We start from the raw sequence: 16,856 nt of genomic DNA, 5'->3' as shown, positions 1-16,856 counted from the left end.
GCAGAGGGTCAAGGCGCCCAAGACGTCTTTTGACGTAAGACATATCCCGCATGGCAAACAAAATAAATATCAAGATCGAAGCCCAAGACAACGCCTCTAAGCCAATTAGGGGCATTGTTGGTGCTAACGAAACGCTACAAAATAAGATCAGCAGCCTCAACAAGACGCTCGAGATTCAGAAGCAGCGACTGCAGGAAGCGCAGTCGAGCGGCAAGGCTAAGCAGTCGACACTGATGGCACTGCAGGCGTCGATCGATCAGACAGAACAGAAGCTCAAGGCCGCGAATGCTGAATTCGACCAGGGTTCCCAGAAAGCCGGCAAATTCGGCAGTGTTATGGCGTCTCTTGGCGGCACGCTGGCGCGCACGACCGCAGCCATTGGCGCGGCTGGGTTGGCAGCTGGAACGGCAGGGGTGACCATCGGGTTCGGCTTCAACAGCGCCGTCGAGCAGGCCGAGACCAAGCTTATGGCGTTCATGCAGAACAACGAGCGCGTTGCCGAGACGATGAAGTGGGTCAAAGACGAGGCCGCCAAGACACAGTTCAGCTTCACCGACATGGCCGACGCAGCCGCCAACCTGACACCGGTTGCCAAACAATCTGGCCAGAGCCTTGAGGACTTAATCAAACAGGCTGAAATCCTGGCAGCGACCAATCCGGCTGAAGGACTCACTGGCGCTACGTTCGCGCTGCGCGAGGCTATGAGCGGAGACTGGACCTCGATCATCGAGCGCTTCAACCTGCCCCGCAAGCGCATCAATGAGCTCAAAGAGCAGGGCGTGCCGGCGATGGAGATCATCACCCGCACCCTCGGCGAAATGGGCATCAACTACGACTTGGTAGCCAAACAGGGGCAGACCGTGTCGGCTCGCTTTGACCAGGTCAAAGACAAGCTGACCATGATGGCAGGCGCCGCCTCAAAGCCGATATTTGACCGCGTCTCCAAAGAACTCGACACCTTAGGCAAATTCGACTACACGGCCCTGGGCAATCAGATGGCCGGCATTGTATCGGGTGCGATTACGGCGTTCGATGATTTCGTACCGAAGGTGCAGGAAGTCGGAAGCCAAGTGGGCGACTACCTAGGGCCGAAGTTCGGAGCGTTGTGGAGCACTGTTCAGGAGGACCTGATGCCCGCCTTGAGTAATTTGTGGCGCAACGTCATTGAACCACTCATTCCGGTAATTGGTGGCGCACTGGTTGGAGCGCTCGGGTTGGCAGTTGACGCATTCACTATTGCGCTGCAGGTCATTTCGCCGCTTATCGACTTCTTGGCCAACAACGAAGGGATCATCTGGGGTGTTGTCGGCGCCTTTGCTGCGTTCAAGACCGCACTGGCGATACAGGCAGGGGTTGCAGCGTTCCAGACCGGGATCGCGGCGATGACGGGCGCAAGCGGCCTCGCAATGCTGACCGGAACCTTCAAAGGCGCCGCAGGCCTGATAGGGTCACCTATCCTCATGCCTGCTATTGCAGTCGGCTTCGCAATCGGGGCGCTCAAAGAAGTCATTGACAAGGCCTACGAAACGATCAATGTCGTGAAGGGCGTGGGCGACGCGATCGAGAAGAACCGCAGGTCTGGCGAAGAAACCGACAAGGCGATTCGTAAGCTGCATGACGAGGGCAAGATCTCAACCGATAAGCTCTACACCTACCTGAAGAACACGCAGGACGCGGCCAACAAAGCGAAGGCTGACATGTACAGCGGCTTCTTTGGCCCGATGCAGAGGTCGTTTGACGACCTGTTCGTCCGGATGTCTGGTGCGCAGGAAAAGTACAAGGGCAGTGGCTTCGGCGGGCATGCAAGCGGCACCAACTACGCGCACGGCGGCATGAAGATGGTCGGCGAACACGGACCTGAGCCGGTCATTCTGCCGCGAGGAGCTCAGGTGGTGCCGAACTACCGCGCTCGCGCCGGTGAGACACCCGCTCAGGGCGGGCACACCGTCGTCATTCAGAACATGAACATCAACAACGGCGGCGACTATCGCCGCATGCTAAGCGACATCGGGTTCGCACTGGAACTTGCCTCATGAGGATCTTTCTCAACGACTTCGAACTGAACAACCCCGCCAACCGCGTCTACGTGAACGAGGAACTGCTGGGTTTGAGCCTGCCGGATATCCGCACCAGCAAGGGGGCTCGCGCCGGGCAGTCCGGCAGCTACTTCGGTAAGCAGCTGTGGGAGTCGCGCCAGATATCCATCCAGGGAAGCATTTTTAGCCAGTCGGTGTCCGAGGCGTTGGAGAAACGGCGGGAGATCCAGGCGGCCCTGCCACTGTTCCCGGAGCGCATCACCATGCGCATCATCGATGACGACGGTCACGCCTACCTGTCCTACTGCCAGCTGATCAAGTTCGACATGCCGATCCGCCGACGGCGCATGAAGTCGCTGTTCAAGATCGAGCTGGAAGCCGGCGACGCGACGCTTTACGACGACACGAACGGCGCCGCCCTGAGCGCCACGATTACCAAACCAGTATCCGGCGGCATGCAGTTCACGACGACCTCACCGCAGTTCGATTCGACGTTCTACTTCTCGGCTGGCCAGCCCCTCACCAGCATCACCAACACCAGCCCAGTGACGGTCTTCCCCGTCATCGTCATCAGCGGCAAAACCAACGATCCCGTCCTCACCAACAAGACGACCGGCCACGTATGGGCGCTCAGCGGCTATTCGGTGGCCTCTGACGCGGTGACGCAGGTCGATATGTATGAACGCACCGTCCGCCTTGGCACAGTGACCGACCTGGTCGACGGCGTATTGCCAGACGGCGTTGGTGGCAGCGTCTTCTCGTACGTGTCCGATACCGACGATGACTGGTGGGGACTGGAGCCCGGAGTCAATGAAATCGAGCTGCTCAGCTCGCAGGACAACGATGTCAGCACCGCGGAATTGAAGTGGCGTCCAGGAGTGATGGGAATCTGATGGCGCTGCAGACCAGCTACAACGTGGAGCTATGGACGCGCGCCGGCCAGCGCATCTGCGACATCACCCACTTGGCGAAGAAACTGTACTGGGAGGAAGAGCGCAACGAAGCCGAGAGGCTGACGTTCAGTCTGAACCTGGACGCCTTCGAGGACTACCTGATCAACAAGGTAGGCGCCGATCCGGTATCGAACTTCCGCGAGGGCCAGACGGAGATCAAGATCCGCGAGAACGGTGACTACCTGTTCGGCACTCAGCTGTACTACGCCCCGATCGACATCGGTGCTGACGACATCACCATCAGCGTCACGGCGACCGGCTACCTCAACTTCTTCAAGGACCGCTACCCCGACCCGGCTATCGCCTACAGCAACGAGGAATCCGTGGACATCTTCTTCGGACTGGTTCAACAGGCTCAGGCAGTGCCCTACGGCGACTACGGCATCATCATTCCGGCCAGCGGCTACTACGTCACGGGCAAGCTGCGCGATCGGACGTATGAGAACTACACCAGCTCGACGAAGCTGAATATGCAGCGTCTGACCAATCTCGTCGACGGCAAATTCGACTTCCGCTTCCTGCCCGACAAGACCCTCATGACCTATGCGGCCGTCGGCTCGCCGCGCACCGACTTCAAGTTGACGTTCGACCGTGAGCACGACCGCTCAAGTATCGACAGCGGCCGTTTGAACCGTGGCGCCAACAATCTGTACAACCAGGTCATAGGCCAGGGGAGCGGCCTCGGCGACGACATGATCACCTCGATCAAAGAGGATGAGCCGTCTCAGAATGAGTTTGGTTTGCGCCAGCTGCCCGTGCAGTTCAATGAAGTCAAAGAGTCAACGACGCTGGATGAGAACGCCCAAGCGGAGCTGGACCGTCGCAAGAGGCTTCTCCGCATGCCGCAGATCACGCTATCGGCAGCTGACCTACCTGCCGTGCGCATCGAAGTCGGAGACATCATCCCGATTCAGATGAAGGGTCGGAAGCTCCTCGAGGACATCACTGGCCTCTACCGCATCGAGCGCAAAGAGTGCCACGTTGACGACAACCACTTCCTCGAGAAGGTGACGCTCTACTTCGAGAAAACCGGGGAGTACAGCGCCTGATGGACGGCGTGACCACCGCGCTGCCAGAGCAGGCCCTGGTCCGCCGAGTCCGTAAGGCGGGCAATCTGAACCGCGAGCTCAAGGCGGCGCAGCGAATGAGCGGCGCCAGCGGACAGCTCAGCTACGAGATTGCAACGACGAACACCTGGGACCTCAGCCAGGCACTGCCGAACACGACCAGCCAGACGCTCCTGACCTTCGAGATCACCGTGACCACGGACGGCACCCAGCAATGGCCGGAAGTACGGCTCTACTTGGACGTGCGCGCGGGCGGAACGGGACCGTCCAACAAGTTCAGCTATTTGAACGGCTCATACGCGGGCTATCTGTTCGCGGCCAAACTCGGGTGGTCATCTGGTGGCGACCTCATGACGACCGGCTCGCAGACCAGGACGATGACCGGCAACCAGCACAAGTGGATCGTCAATCTCTACTACCAGGGCGCCTTCACGTACTACCTCAAGGCGACCGCCCGGGCATCGTGTGGCGGGACGATCAGCGTAGTGAGGACCGCCTGATGGGAGTCACGAACTACGACGCACTGCCAGAGAATCAACTGACGGCCAACCTGCGCAATGCTGTTCAAACAGCCCGAGAGCGCAAAGCACGCCAGCGCATCGGCGGGTCGAGCATCCGGTACTACCGAACGGACAACACCGGAACCTACGCGTGGAGCGGCCGACTCGACACTCCGTCGGCGCAGTCGCCGACCACCATCGGCTATGCCGTCTTCGTCGTCACCCTGACCTCCACGACCTCGCCGGCCTTCTTGTCATCGATATCAGCTGAGGTGGAGTCGAGCACCGATGGCGTGAACTGGGCACCGATCCCATGGCTCGCGGCCCCATTCGGCGCGCCGGACTGGACGCTCAATGAGGCCGACGCTATCGAGGCCGAGCCGTACAAAGCGACGTACCGCATGTTCCACGGCGGCACTCTGAACAGCTACCGACGATTCAAACTGCAAGCCCTGACGACCGACCCCGTATCGATCAGCCTGACGAGGGTGCTCTGATGTCAGTGCTGGATCAACTACCCGAGTGGGAGTCAGCGCGCGTCCTACGCGAGCTTGACGCGGTGCAGCGGGAGATGAAGGCGCCCCAGACCGTTGGCAGCAAGGCCGTCATCATGAATCGCATTGCCAGCGGGGCGACTTCTGACATCACGATCCCGGCAGGTGACGCGAGGGACGTACTGCTGCAGTTCACCCCGTCTGACCTGAGCTTCGGTGGTGGCCTGTGCTACCGCGTCTTTCAAAGCACTGATGGCGGGGCGTCATTCTTTGAAATCAGCCCGTCAGAACGATTGCGTGTCGGTTCGGACGGTGTGCAGAAATGGCGCGTGCGCTATTTCAATCAGTATGGCGGCACGGACATCCACGCTAAATACGCGTTCTTTTGCGTCGGCTCTGGCACATTCACGGCAAGTCTAATATGATGAAAGCAAAGGACTAGAAAACCCAAATATGTTTGACAACTTCAAAATCGCCAACTATAGCAACTCTCTGGTTTCGCCTGAATTATACGCGCGGCACTTTTCACGGTTAATCGCCGGGAATGTGATTGATGGCCTGACTCTGGTGCCGAAGACTGGCCTTACGGTCACACTGCAATCGGGCAACGCGCTTATCTCCTACGGGTCAGGAGCTACGGCGTCCGCGCGCATGGTCAGCCTAGTCGCGGATTTCGATATCACCTTATCGACCGCAGACGCGAGCAATCCACGCATCGACTCCATCGTCTGTTACGTCGACACCACGGTTTCACTACCAAGTGGTACCCCCACCTCGGCGAACCTCGATGGACCCGGTGTCTGGAAAGCTGTCAAAGTCAACGGCACGCCAAATGCAAGCCCAGTCGCGCCGAACAGCACGGCGATTCAAGCAGCAATCGGTGCGGGCAAGCCCTACTTCGTGGCGCACGATGTGCGGGTCGATGCCGGCGTTACGACTATCGCGGCGAATAAGATTACCGACCGACGGACGTTGGCGATGGTTAGTCTGGCGACCGCGTTGGCCGCCAGCCTTCCCGAAAATTCTATCGGTGCCGCCGCCCTGTCTACAAGCGCGATCACGCTTGGCTATGCACAAATCACCACCGACTTCAATACGACAAGCACCGGCACGGTGGACATCACCGGTCTATCCGTAACCGTCACCGTCCCGCCTGGTGGCCGCCGCGTAAAAGTCACATCCTTTATCCCGTGGATCGAACACACGGCGGCGAACGCCAATATGGTTATATCGATTCTTGACGGCGCTGCCGGAATAAGCGGCACGCACGGTAACTTCGCCGGGGCGAACCTGCGTAATTCACGTACGACGATAGCAGTCCACACGCCTTCTGCTGGAAGTCATACTTACAAAGTAAGTACAAGCTCATCGGGGACGGGCGGCACTACGAAAATTGCCGCTGGAGCGACTTATCCGGCATTTATCCTAGTGGAGATGATCTAGGGCACAACTAATGGAAGAAACCATCAAACCTACGGAGCGTGTCAGGATGGCCGACCAAGAAAAAACAAATCAACTGGTCACGGACGTTGCCGTCATCAAGAGCGAGCTGGTTCATATCAACTCCAACCTCGCCACGGCCGCAAAGAACGACGAGCGCATCCTGAAGCGCATCGAGGACCTGTCTGTCGTGACACGCGAAGAGTTCGTCACGTACAAGCAGGAGATGGCCAGCAAGCACGAAGAGTGTGTCGAGAAGGCTGACGAAAAGTATCTGCAAAGGTCGGAGCTGGCTGGCTTGGTGAAACTGTGGGATTTTCTGACAGACAAGCTGGTGCAGATGGTCGGCATCGCACTGATCATCGTGGTCCTGGCGGTGATTGTGAGGAACGCAGACATCGCAGACGTACTGAAGTAAAGGAGGTGAGTTATGGCATGGCGAGTAGCAAATAGTCTGGTTCGACTAAGAGATCAGGTCAATGCGGCCTATCCGCATCGGAGTAAAGCTAGTGATGGGACTATCGGCGATCCGGCACACCAGGCGGAGGGCAGTGGCTCCGACCACAACCCGAACCGCCATGGCGTCGTCTGCGCGTTCGACATCACCCACGACCCGGCGAATGGATTGGACATCGTGGCCTTGGCTGAAGCGCTAGCAAGCAGTCGAGATCCGCGCATCAAGTACCTGATCCGTAACCGCCAGATCATGGTGCCGGCGGATTACGGCTGGCGGTGGGTGGCCTACTCCGGTAGCAACCCGCACACTAGCCACTTGCACGTGTCTGTCCATGGCAACTATGACGACGCAAGCAATTGGAATATTAACGCGGCCGCGTCCGCAGGAGATGAAGAAATGAGTCCAGAAGTAATCGACCTGGCTTGGCAGATTGGTTTTAATCGACAGGCCACGCCACCAGACATCAAAGAGTTTGAGAACAAGACAGTGAAGGAGCTGTTGCAGCATATACTCAAGTACAACCTGCCACAGCGCACTCAGTACTCGGAGTTCAACAACGTGGCTGAAGCACTGAAGCGTTCGGATGCCGAGGTCGAGCGCCTACGGGCTGAACTGGCGAGTAAGACCGCACCCGCCACAGCTGTCATCGAGCTGAAGCCAGGACTATACGAAGTAAAGTAGAGGGGGATCATATGAGCCACACGTATTCACAACCAACCGCCAAACCAACTGCGAAGGTCGCCGCAACCGGCATCGCCGGATCGGTCGCTATCGTGCTGATTTGGGTAGCCGGCCAGTTCGGCGTCGACATGCCAGCAGAAGTCGCGGCAGCACTCACGGCTATCATCGCGTTCGCTGCAGGCTACATGAAGAAGTCCGAGAGTTAAGACGTCACGCGCATAGTCGCCATAGAAAGCGCTTTGCAAGCCCGCTGGCAACGGCGGGCTTTTTGTGTGGCCGAAGTCTCGACCTGAACAAATAGATTGCACAGACGGCCTGCAAGTCTCTTATGCTAACGTGAACACAAAAGTTGTCCAAACCGGAAGGGGCCAGCCGTGGCCGTTCGCAAGCGCGTAATCGTCGAGTACACCGACGACCTGACTAATGAGTCCTTTGAAGAGGGTCAGGGGGAGACTCTGAAGTTCGGCCTTAACGGTACAGATTACGAGATTGACCTGACCAACGAGAACATCGACAAACTCAACGACCTGCTCGCTCCATACATTGAAGCAGCCCGCAAGGTGGGAGCGCCCAGGCGGGGACGGCCGTCTGGCAGTGGCACAACGACCAGGAGGAGCACGGCATCGGGTCGGTCGAAGGAAGAGTTGGCAAACATCCGCGAGTGGGCTGCTAAGCACGGCCACAAAGTGAGTGAACGCGGCCGGATCTCCCAAAGCGTCCAGGACGCCTATGACGAGGCGCATAAGAAGTAGAACAAAACTAGAACACCGACTCCCCTACCCCGCTCCGAGCGACCCCACTAACAGGGGTCGGTGGAGTAGTAGGTAGAGATGTGTGTAGTGGGGGAGGGGAGCCTACTAGACGTCCCAATATACAAAACACTAACGCCCCACACCTGTTCGTATGGTGTGGGGTGTTAGTGTTTTCACCTCACTTATCGATAGAAGTCCACGACTCGGCGCGTGTCCTGGATCGAATCGCGAGCGTCATTGATGTCCCGCCGAATCTGACTCACGCCGCTCGACACCGCATCCCATAGTTGCTGCGCCTTATGGCGGATGTCGTAGTCCTCGACATCATCATTGAAGCTGACCGTGCGAAGGTCCCGGATTGTGTGGATGAGGTCGCTCAGGTCGTGTGTCAGCGCGTCCACCTCCGACTCCAGGCTTTCGGCTTCGCGTTCGCTGTTGTTGACTTCCTCGGACCAGGCATACTCTGCGTCGATACTCATCGGGTCGCTCCTATCGTGACTGCAATCTGTTCCTGTACGTATTCCAGATAGGCGTTCAACGTGGCGAGCAGCATGAGCGCCAGCGCCGGATTGTCCTGCCTGACCTCGCCAAGCACGTCTGCGAAACTGTGCGTGTCGTCAAGCAGCTTCTCGAGCGTGTCCAGCCGTTCGGCCGTCAGCATGAGTTGCATCCCGTCTTCCTATTCGTCGGGTTAAAACGTGCCGGCGTCTCCAGGAGCCTTGTGTGGTGGATCGGGTGGCGACGATGGCGCACGGCGTCGGGCACGTTCAGCCGTTTCGATGGACTCGATGGAACGGCCATACCTTTGGTCCGACAGCTCGATCGCCTTCTCGATGAGTCCGGTGCTGGGCGGATCGTCAAACGTCGTCATCGTGATCGGAGAGCTTGCGCCTGCCCGCGTGTTGATTCGCGCCAAGGTCGTATAGGCGGGCATGTTCTGCAGCTGCTCCGGAGTGATCGAGCGGTCGGCAAATTCGGTGGAGTGGAATCGAGCGCTGGCGGGACTGCTCTCGAAAATCACTTTCGTCCTGGCGTTCGCCGAGATAGCGTCCTTAGTCTTCGAGTCAAGCCGTTCGATGTACTGGGTTGCCATGAACAGCCCGAGCTTGCGCTTACGCGCGGTCGCCAGCATGTCCTCGAAGTCATTGTTAAGACGACTGAACAGTTGGAACTCGTCGAGGAACATGATGTTGGGCCTCGTCGGTGTGACCGCTCGTGCGGCCTCCCAGAGGGACGAGACGATGAAGCTGCCGATGATGCTAGCCACACCTTCTGGAACACCGGCGAAGTTGACGAACAGCAGTCGGTTGCCGCTGATGACGTCGCGCGGTTGGAACGATGATGTTTCCTGATTGACCATGTAGCGGGATTCCCGTGGAGTCAACACTTCCCAGATTCGGTTGTCGAGCACGTTGGCGTGTTCGGCGCGCTTGGGCTCCGGCAGCTTCATCCAGTCGGCTAAGAACTCCTTGATCCTCGCATCACGTTGCTGGCTGATGATCCAGTTGACCCACTGGGTCTCAGGGCCCTTCTTTGGGTTCGCCACCACCATCACGTCGGCGAGGGTGGCGTTCGGCACGACTTCCAATGCGGGCAGGATGTGGGCGAGTAGCTTCCGTGAGTAGATACTCTGGTTGCTCGGATAGATAGACTCGAACAAGGCGGTCAATTGCCCTGCTATTGCCGTGCCGCTGGATAGTTTGATGATGTTAAGGCCAACGGGATTGGCACGCTGGTTGGCGAAGTCGATCACGATGACGTCGTCGAGCCGATGGGCGGGCACCTGTGCGAGCGTCCGCTGGATGAGGTTGCCGTCGTATTCGATGATGATCGCGCCACTGCCAGCTTCGGCAAGCTGCCGGAAGGCATTGACGAAGATCGTGGTCTTGCCGGTTCCATTCGCGCCACCGACGTAAACGTGACGAACAAGGGCGTCGTTGTCGAGTGCGATCAGGCGCTCTGGCCCCGGCAGGGTGGACTTACCGATGACGATGCCCTGGCTCGGGACGCTGGCCGGAACGGGCATGTGACGGAACGCGTGCGTCGGCAGTCCGCGTACAGTCGGTGTACCCAGGGGCAAGGCCGTTACCGCCAGCAGTTCGTCGGTCGACAACTCTGCAGTCATATGCAGGGGGGTGCGGGCGAACTCGATACGGTCTGAGATGGTTGCCGGGTCGACCCACTTCGGCTTGAAGTAGGCGGCCCCACCCTCGCTGCGCAGAGCGTCGATGACATCTTGCGCCAAAGCACGCGCCCGCTGTGGATCTGATGCATTTGCGGCAACCCGTCCGGTGGCATAGAAGAGTTGGTCGGCCTGCTTCGCCTTGCGTTCAGCGACCTCGTCGGGCTTGGCCTCGGTGTTGCCCATGATCACGTCGAGCCAACTGGCTTCGGTGCTCATGACCGACCCATCCGGAACCCGCTTGGCCTTGGCGTGGCTGATGACCCACTGCAACACCACGCAGTCGCCCGGTTCGGCGGCGTCCTGCATGCTGCCGAGCACACGGTTGGCGAAGTCCTTGGTATCAGCGATATTGAGGCTGCGGGCCCGTCGTTCCATCGGAAGTTCGGCGCCGCAATCGAATTGATAGTGCTCGACATCGTCGACGGCCTCGAACTCGACGCCCGGTATCGCGGTGCGCAACTGCTTGGTGAGGTAGGCCGCTTTATCCTTCGGTAGCCGTAGTAGGTGAGTGATCCCTTCTGGGGTCGATACGACCTCGAAGACGATCGTCGGGACGCCTCGTGCGCGTGACGTACCTGGCGTGATGGCGATGTCGATTGACCGGGCGAATGCTGCTGCGTGCTTCTCGTCGAACGGGCTTGGATAGACCACCTTCAAGACCGCTCGCGAATCGTCGTACTCATTCTGGTTGCTCTTGAACAGGTTTCGCAGACTCATGAAGCCACCTCTGCCTGGATGTGAGAGTAAGAAAGCTGGTGGCAAATGAACGTCGTAACCATCTGCCACCAGCTTTGCATACTGACCCGGTTTCGTCACTGTGACGAATTTGCCACTTGTCCTAAGTGTTTACGGGAAGTGGTGCTTGATGATCCGGTAGACCACCATCCCGATGAACACCAGGACGATCAGGGCAGCGATCTTGAGGAACGCTTCGATCAGGAAGGGGAGCACTACCGTCAGGCCGATCGCGAGTCCGATGAGCATCCAGCCGAAGCGGATCGTCTTATTCACGGGCGCCTCCGTCGCCGTGCCGCCGCTTCCATGCTTCGCGCATGATGTCGGCGTCCCTTTCGCCCTGTCGTATCAGGAACTCTGCCTCGCGAATCTCCCGTTCTCGCGCCCACTTCTGCTGCCGCGGCTTAAGCCAACGGTCGATCTTGTACACCGACCACCCGATCGCCAACACGACGATCGTGAAGATGACCAGACCCTCCATGACCCCTCCTACCACTGCTCTTCGATGACGATTTCCTCGATGACGGTGACTTCGTCCTCCGTCACCCGTACGGTGCGCCGGACACCTTGGCGGTGCCGGACCGGATATGCCAGTCGGTTGTCGAAGCCGAGCTGGTACGCCATGCGTTCGCGTGGTGTCAGTTCGCGCTTCTCGGTCACAGCGCTCTCCACCGCATCTGATCGGCCACATTGCGTATGTGCTCGATGGTCTCGATCTCATGCTCAAGCGTGTTGACCCGACGCTGGCAGCTCTCGAACTTCAGCTTGTAGTCCTCGGCCAACGCGCGGTCATGTTCTTTCCACCTACGCTCTTGGGCTACATCGCTTTTCAGCTGCATGACCTCGGAATTGAGTCTGTCGTACTCTCCGTGCGCGATGAAGTAGGCAAGGATCAGACTGACCACCCAACCGGCGGTGAAACTGGCTAGTATCGGTACCATTACAGTCACCTCCACATCGGGTTGTGCGCGCGGTCGTAGTTCTCACCTTCGATGCTCATGAACAACAGGCCGAACCTTCGAAGCACCTCGTGCATGCCGTCGTCATTGCCGGCCTGATAGTCAATCTCGCGCATCACTCTGGCTGCGCTGCTGATGATCCCCATGGCTTCTGCTTCGCGCAGTTTCAGCAGCAAGTGCCGCCGCTGAGCGTCGCTGATTGCCTTATTGACAGCCACTATGTTGCGGCGTTCGTGCTGCGCGATCTCGCGGCTGGCAGATGACCACCGTGAGAGTCCGCCACTGCTCGATGACTCGAAGCTCGAGTCTGACCACCGTGAGATTGACCGATCGTTGCTTGAGCTCACTTTGTACTCCTTAGTGGTTGGACAGCTATCTGGCTGGTAGCTGTGGGTGGCTCTACGCTGTGAGTTCGCTCCCGAATTTGGTCGGCTGCCATGCGTGGCGCGCGACCGCCCTTCGATAGGTCATCTGTGAAGACCGAGGTGGGACGTTTTCGTTTGTCAATGTCCATCCACCCGACTCAGGTGAGCCGAATGTCCGTGGTGCCGTATCCGGGTGGGGTGGTGGCGTACGATCGGACTTGTACTCCAGTCCCGTCCGTGACCTGACATGACAGTACATGTAGCAGGATGTCAACTGCAACCCCTACGTGCGTTACAAGTGGAGAGGATCATGGAAATGCCTGATCAGCCGGTAGAAGACGACGTCATCGAACGTCGGGCTGCACACTTTAGAGAGCTGCGACAAGGTGAAGGGCTGACGCTGGAGAAGCTTCAAGCTCTTGGTGACGAGGTACGCGTGTTTGGAGTGGACACACCAGAGGAGGCGCTCGACCTCATCCGTATCGCGGCCACGTCGATGCTGGACAACCAATACGCAGTTGCCATTAGAAACGCCCTCGGTATCGGCAACGTAGTCGAGGGCAAGCTGACGGAGCGGCGCTACGACCTGCTGGAACGGTCGGACGTCAAGTTGCGGATGCTAATGCGCCATGAGGATGAAGGCGCGGAGATGCTTGCGCGGCAGATCGACATCACCCGCCAGCTACGACCCGACCTATCTGCCGGCGTGGACATGGTGGACTTGATTGGCCGGATAGACGGAGTCGTGCGAAAGTTCGATGACGTTGATGAATTGAAGAAGCGACTGGACGCGATCGAAGTGATTGCTATTGCCGTGGCCAGGAGAGTATCCGTACTAACTAGGATATTAGGGCGCGTACTTCGGGTAGACGGAGGCGACATGTTTTCTACAAGTAATATCGAGAAAGTGTTTAGCGCGTCGATTGCTGCCGCTATTCCTGAAGAACGGCTGCGATCCATCATTGATGGGCTGCCGATTGGAGCTAGTGATGCCGAAATGGATACCGCATTTGAAGATGTGGAGGCAAACATTGTCGTTGACCTGGTGGTCGAAGCTCTGTTTATAAAGTACTGGGGGTACGAAACTGTCGCGCAGTTTGCAGAGGAAGCAAACAATGAGGACCACGCATTCAAAATCCCCGATGTGGAATTGAAGCGCGCATCTCTATACGGCGATGATTCAGAGGTGGAGTCACTGAAGAATGACGTAGAGAGATTGAAGCGTGAGGTAGCAATACTCACGGCCGAGCGTACGAAGCAAAGTATGGAAACCTTCCTCAGCCCCAACCGCATGTTCGGCGATCCAGGACCGACGTGAGGATTACGCCCGCCACTCGATCCGCACCAGGTCGGGGTCGAACCGCCGCCGCCCCGCGAACATCGTCCGCTTGTAGCCGGTGTCGCGGGGCATGGGGGATACCCCCTGCCTTGTCACACACTTGTCACATGTCGCGTGACACTTCGCGAACGCAACGACTTCTGTTGCGATTTCGTGCAGGTCAGCGGCTCGCAAAATCGCAACAGAGGTCGTGAGCTGGTTTTACACACCAGCGGTCGGGGGTTCGAAACCCTCCGCGCCCACCATGTAACCGGCGGAGAAAGCCCTGTTCGAGGCTTTCCTGCTCGTCAGTTGGTGCACTCGCTGCCCACATTTTGCCCACACTCGCTTCTGCTCGGGCGTCCGACAGAGCGTTAGCCACCGATTCCAAGTCTTCGTCGAAGAGATCGGCGTAGACGTCGAGCGTCATCGCCGCGCTCGCGTGTCCGAGCATCCGCTGAAGAGCCTTGACGTTCACGCCGGCCGACACGGCCAGACTTGCCGCTGTATGCCGGAGGTCGTGGGGCGTGACGCGAGGAACGTCGGCGGCGGCGACGGCCTTGTCGAACCAGCCGGACTTCGTGTGGGGGCGGCGAAGGTGATTGCCGCTCTCGTCCGAAAACACCAGATCACTCGGTCCCTTGTTCTCGCACTGACGGGCGAGGTCGTGTACCAGGAAGGCAGGTAGGGGCACGGTGCGGCGTTTGTGTCCCTTCGGGGTGCCCACGATGATGTCGCTGCCCACTTCCACGGCATTCTCATCGACGGTCGCACGGCGCTTCAAGAGATTGAGATCGCGCACCCGCATACCGGTTGCTTCTCCCCACCGGAGACCGGTGTAGGCGAGCATAAGTACCAGCGGCTCGTAGGGTCCCGCGGCCTGCGCCAGACGGCCCACCTGATCATGGGTGAGATACACAGGTCGCTTTTTCGGCTTGCGCGGAAGTTTGATTCCTCGCGCCGGATTCGAAGCGATCAGACGGTCGCGGACAGCGTCGTCAAGTATTGCTGCCAACACCTGATACGTCCGGATCACGACAGTTGCTCCCACGGGCTTTCCGTCGCAGCCGGTGCCGAGCTCGGAAACCCACGTCTGCACGGCGGTGGTGCGCACGTCCCCCAAGCGAACCCCGCCCCATCGAGGACCTACTCGCAGACGCCATGCCGCCTCGACCGGCCGGTAAGAGGACGGTTTGAGATGGGTTTGGCGAGAAAGCCAGGCGTCCCCGAGTTCGCCGATGGTCGTCCTAGCATCAGCGGGTGCGACGTATTCGCCTTTCATCTTCGACACTTCGACCGAGGAAGCGAAGGCCATCGCGTCGCGCTTCGTGCGGAAACCCCGTCTGTCGGTCTGTCGATGATCCGGCGTTCGGTAACGGACGCGGTATCGCTTCCCGGACTTCGTCGTATACGGCTCAACTGTCGCCATTGATGTCACCTTCCTCAGGGTGCATGTCGTCGTAGGCCTTGAGCAGGGGGACGAGGTCGATTTCGACGGGTGGACCGCCTTCTCGGACGCGAAGCGACAGTCGTAACGGGCCGATGTGTGCGTTGGGGGGAAACGGCGGCGGTTCGCCCCTGTCGGATTCGGGAGCATTGAGCCACTTAAGCGTCTGCTGAACGTCATCGGCTAAAGAAACCAGTTTGGGGTGCTCATGGGAGCTTTCCGACGCTGGACGTAAGAGATCGGCGGGACTCACTCCCAAGGCCTGGGCGAGGGCGACCAGGTCGTCGACGTCGACACGCCGTTGCAGGTCGCGTATGCGGGTAAGTCCTAGAGCTGCGATCGGGCGACCCAGTTGCTTCATCCGTCGACTGACCTCGACGTAGGAGAGACCTTGAGCTTTACGAAAGCGTTCGATGTTCGAGGCAACCGTGGTGCCGACCGGACCGGGAACGATCCGTTGCTTGGGGGGCATGGCTTGAGTCTGACATATCAAAATAGAGTCTTCAAGCAATCATATTGACGTCTTAGCTTTTGTGGTCAATTATGGAGCGTGTCGCTCGATTATGAGCTGAAAGACGTCAAAATGATGGAGTATGGCATGGAGGACATGCGCCCCCTCGCGACCGACGCCGACTTCTGCGCGTTTGCTGGCATCTCGAAGCAGCAGAGCGCTCAGCTTCGATATCTCGGTGCAGGTCCCCAGTTCATCCGAGTGACCGGACGACAGATTCGCTACCGCTGGTCCGACATCGAGTCTTGGTGTGAGAAGCGAGCTTGCACGAGATCGGATCAACGTAGCGGTTCCTTACGCGACTGACTGTCCCGAACTTCAGTTCCGAACCCATAGCAGTGGGAGTCGGCGCACGTACAGAACGCGATCCTCACTCTGAAGGAGTTTCGATGTCTAACAAGCGGCTACGCACCTACCGTCGACGGCCAGCACGCTATCTGTCTGATGTCCTGCCCGAGCAGCACGTTGAACGGTACGGACTCGCTTCCATTGCGTGGAACACTCCCGATCTCGACCTGACCGAAGATGCACACCAAGTCCAACTCGAACTGCACACATCTTCGGGCGACGAGCCAGTGCCGGCATTCGCGATGGACGCTTCCATCGCTGTCGATCTCGCCGTCTCGCTTCTGGAGACGGTCGTGGCTTCTCCTGAGCTCCTCGAGACGCTTGATGAGGACGAACAGCGCGCTCTCGGACGACTGCCCGCAGCTTTGCGCGCTCTCGCGGCGTTATCTGACGTCTGTCGAGACTTGTGAGGTGACGTCTCCGGGCCTGCTCTGCTGTGAGACGAACCGGTACGCGGGTGCAGGAGTTTCGTCATTCGAGTGGTTGCGTCCATCAGGATGGTGTACGAGCCGGATCGGATCCCGATGACCGGCGTGTCGTAACCGAACGAAAGACGGTCACCGCGTGATTCTTCGAGAGAGCTACCAACTCGACTCGACGAAAGAGCA

24 protein-coding genes are annotated in these 16,856 nt (G+C 58.7%); 13 read left to right on the top strand and 11 right to left on the bottom strand.

Features of this window, described 5'->3' with window-relative positions:
• Positions 1-50 precede the first annotated feature (50 nt).
• From G6039_RS21225 to G6039_RS21175, 11 genes are all read left to right on the top strand, one after another.
• Complete coding sequence (locus G6039_RS21225; RefSeq protein WP_152103920.1) at positions 51-2,036, top strand: phage tail tape measure protein; 1,986 nt, start codon at positions 51-53, stop codon at positions 2,034-2,036.
• Positions 2,033-2,929: a phage tail family protein gene (locus tag G6039_RS21220; RefSeq protein ID WP_043800751.1), complete on the top strand. Its 897-nt coding sequence runs from the start codon at positions 2,033-2,035 to the stop codon at positions 2,927-2,929. Before G6039_RS21225 ends, G6039_RS21220 begins: the two co-directional genes overlap by 4 nt.
• A complete protein-coding gene (locus tag G6039_RS21215) occupies positions 2,929-4,038 on the top strand; it encodes a hypothetical protein (RefSeq protein WP_043800755.1) in 1,110 nt (369 codons plus the stop codon). Before G6039_RS21220 ends, G6039_RS21215 begins: the two co-directional genes overlap by 1 nt.
• Before the next feature lie 8 nt (positions 4,039-4,046).
• Complete coding sequence (locus G6039_RS21210; RefSeq protein WP_152103919.1) at positions 4,047-4,556, top strand: hypothetical protein; 510 nt, start codon at positions 4,047-4,049, stop codon at positions 4,554-4,556.
• Positions 4,556-5,053, top strand: a complete 498-nt coding sequence (locus G6039_RS21205; protein WP_043800760.1) for a hypothetical protein — start codon at positions 4,556-4,558, stop codon at positions 5,051-5,053. The genes G6039_RS21210 and G6039_RS21205 overlap by 1 nt, the downstream gene beginning before the upstream one ends.
• Positions 5,053-5,475, top strand: a complete 423-nt coding sequence (locus G6039_RS21200) for a hypothetical protein (RefSeq protein WP_043800763.1) — start codon at positions 5,053-5,055, stop codon at positions 5,473-5,475. The genes G6039_RS21205 and G6039_RS21200 overlap by 1 nt, the downstream gene beginning before the upstream one ends.
• 28 nt (positions 5,476-5,503) lie before the next feature.
• Positions 5,504-6,493: a hypothetical protein gene (locus G6039_RS21195; protein WP_152103918.1), complete on the top strand. Its 990-nt coding sequence runs from the start codon at positions 5,504-5,506 to the stop codon at positions 6,491-6,493.
• 10 nt (positions 6,494-6,503) lie between these two features.
• Entirely contained in the window at positions 6,504-6,908 is a 405-nt protein-coding gene (locus tag G6039_RS21190; RefSeq protein WP_152103917.1) for a hypothetical protein, read from the top strand.
• Between the two features lie 12 nt (positions 6,909-6,920).
• On the top strand, positions 6,921-7,628 hold the full coding sequence (locus G6039_RS21185) for a hypothetical protein (RefSeq protein WP_152103916.1): 708 nt from the start codon (positions 6,921-6,923) through the stop codon (positions 7,626-7,628).
• 11 nt (positions 7,629-7,639) lie between these two features.
• A complete protein-coding gene (locus G6039_RS21180; RefSeq protein ID WP_152103915.1) occupies positions 7,640-7,834 on the top strand; it encodes a hypothetical protein in 195 nt (64 codons plus the stop codon).
• A 168-nt stretch (positions 7,835-8,002) separates the two neighbouring features.
• A complete protein-coding gene (locus tag G6039_RS21175) occupies positions 8,003-8,380 on the top strand; it encodes a histone-like nucleoid-structuring protein Lsr2 (RefSeq protein ID WP_043800769.1) in 378 nt (125 codons plus the stop codon).
• A gap of 182 nt (positions 8,381-8,562) precedes the next feature.
• On the opposite strand, the gene G6039_RS21170 is transcribed toward G6039_RS21175, so the two are convergent.
• The 8 genes from G6039_RS21170 to G6039_RS21135 form a co-directional block, all read right to left on the bottom strand.
• Positions 8,563-8,859 carry a hypothetical protein gene (locus G6039_RS21170; RefSeq protein WP_043800772.1) on the bottom strand — a complete coding sequence of 99 codons (297 nt, stop codon included), beginning with the start codon at positions 8,857-8,859 and terminating at the stop codon, positions 8,563-8,565.
• Positions 8,856-9,050: a hypothetical protein gene (locus tag G6039_RS21165; protein ID WP_043800775.1), complete on the bottom strand. Its 195-nt coding sequence runs from the start codon at positions 9,048-9,050 to the stop codon at positions 8,856-8,858. Before G6039_RS21165 ends, G6039_RS21170 begins: the two co-directional genes overlap by 4 nt.
• Positions 9,051-9,071: 21 nt before the next feature.
• Positions 9,072-11,282, bottom strand: coding sequence for a type IV secretory system conjugative DNA transfer family protein (locus G6039_RS21160; RefSeq protein ID WP_043800778.1), 2,211 nt, complete (start codon positions 11,280-11,282; stop codon positions 9,072-9,074).
• 129 nt (positions 11,283-11,411) lie between these two features.
• Positions 11,412-11,576 carry a hypothetical protein gene (locus G6039_RS21155; protein ID WP_161780452.1) on the bottom strand — a complete coding sequence of 55 codons (165 nt, stop codon included), beginning with the start codon at positions 11,574-11,576 and terminating at the stop codon, positions 11,412-11,414.
• On the bottom strand, positions 11,569-11,781 hold the full coding sequence (locus G6039_RS21150; protein WP_043800780.1) for a hypothetical protein: 213 nt from the start codon (positions 11,779-11,781) through the stop codon (positions 11,569-11,571). The genes G6039_RS21155 and G6039_RS21150 overlap by 8 nt, the downstream gene beginning before the upstream one ends.
• 8 nt (positions 11,782-11,789) lie before the next feature.
• On the bottom strand, positions 11,790-11,960 hold the full coding sequence (locus G6039_RS21145) for a hypothetical protein (RefSeq protein ID WP_161780453.1): 171 nt from the start codon (positions 11,958-11,960) through the stop codon (positions 11,790-11,792).
• A complete protein-coding gene (locus tag G6039_RS21140) occupies positions 11,957-12,241 on the bottom strand; it encodes a hypothetical protein (RefSeq protein WP_152545964.1) in 285 nt (94 codons plus the stop codon). Before G6039_RS21140 ends, G6039_RS21145 begins: the two co-directional genes overlap by 4 nt.
• A 5-nt stretch (positions 12,242-12,246) precedes the next feature.
• Positions 12,247-12,606, bottom strand: coding sequence for a hypothetical protein (locus tag G6039_RS21135; protein WP_152103913.1), 360 nt, complete (start codon positions 12,604-12,606; stop codon positions 12,247-12,249).
• A 328-nt stretch (positions 12,607-12,934) separates the two neighbouring features.
• Here G6039_RS21135 and G6039_RS21130 point away from each other — a divergent pair, with 328 nt between their 5' ends.
• Positions 12,935-13,942 carry a hypothetical protein gene (locus G6039_RS21130; protein ID WP_152103912.1) on the top strand — a complete coding sequence of 336 codons (1,008 nt, stop codon included), beginning with the start codon at positions 12,935-12,937 and terminating at the stop codon, positions 13,940-13,942.
• Between the two features lie 3 nt (positions 13,943-13,945).
• Here G6039_RS21130 and G6039_RS30765 read toward each other — a convergent pair whose 3' ends face one another.
• From G6039_RS30765 to G6039_RS21120, 3 genes are all read right to left on the bottom strand, one after another.
• Positions 13,946-14,035, bottom strand: a complete 90-nt coding sequence (locus tag G6039_RS30765) for a DNA polymerase (RefSeq protein ID WP_235194092.1) — start codon at positions 14,033-14,035, stop codon at positions 13,946-13,948.
• An 88-nt stretch (positions 14,036-14,123) separates the two neighbouring features.
• Positions 14,124-15,371, bottom strand: coding sequence for a tyrosine-type recombinase/integrase (locus G6039_RS21125; protein WP_080688591.1), 1,248 nt, complete (start codon positions 15,369-15,371; stop codon positions 14,124-14,126).
• Positions 15,358-15,861 carry a helix-turn-helix domain-containing protein gene (locus G6039_RS21120; RefSeq protein ID WP_152103911.1) on the bottom strand — a complete coding sequence of 168 codons (504 nt, stop codon included), beginning with the start codon at positions 15,859-15,861 and terminating at the stop codon, positions 15,358-15,360. Before G6039_RS21120 ends, G6039_RS21125 begins: the two co-directional genes overlap by 14 nt.
• A gap of 428 nt (positions 15,862-16,289) precedes the next feature.
• On the opposite strand from G6039_RS21120, the gene G6039_RS21115 reads away from it, so the two are divergent.
• The gene (locus tag G6039_RS21115) at positions 16,290-16,658 is read left to right on the top strand and encodes a hypothetical protein (RefSeq protein ID WP_152103910.1); all 369 of its coding nucleotides are present in this window, start codon (positions 16,290-16,292) and stop codon (positions 16,656-16,658) included.
• Positions 16,659-16,856: the final 198 nt, after the last annotated feature.

Source organism: Rhodococcus aetherivorans, from assembly GCF_011058165.1.
In the GTDB taxonomy this organism is placed as follows: Bacteria; Actinomycetota; Actinomycetes; order Mycobacteriales; family Mycobacteriaceae; genus Rhodococcus; species Rhodococcus aetherivorans.
This window is presented reverse-complemented; position numbering and strand designations above follow the sequence as displayed.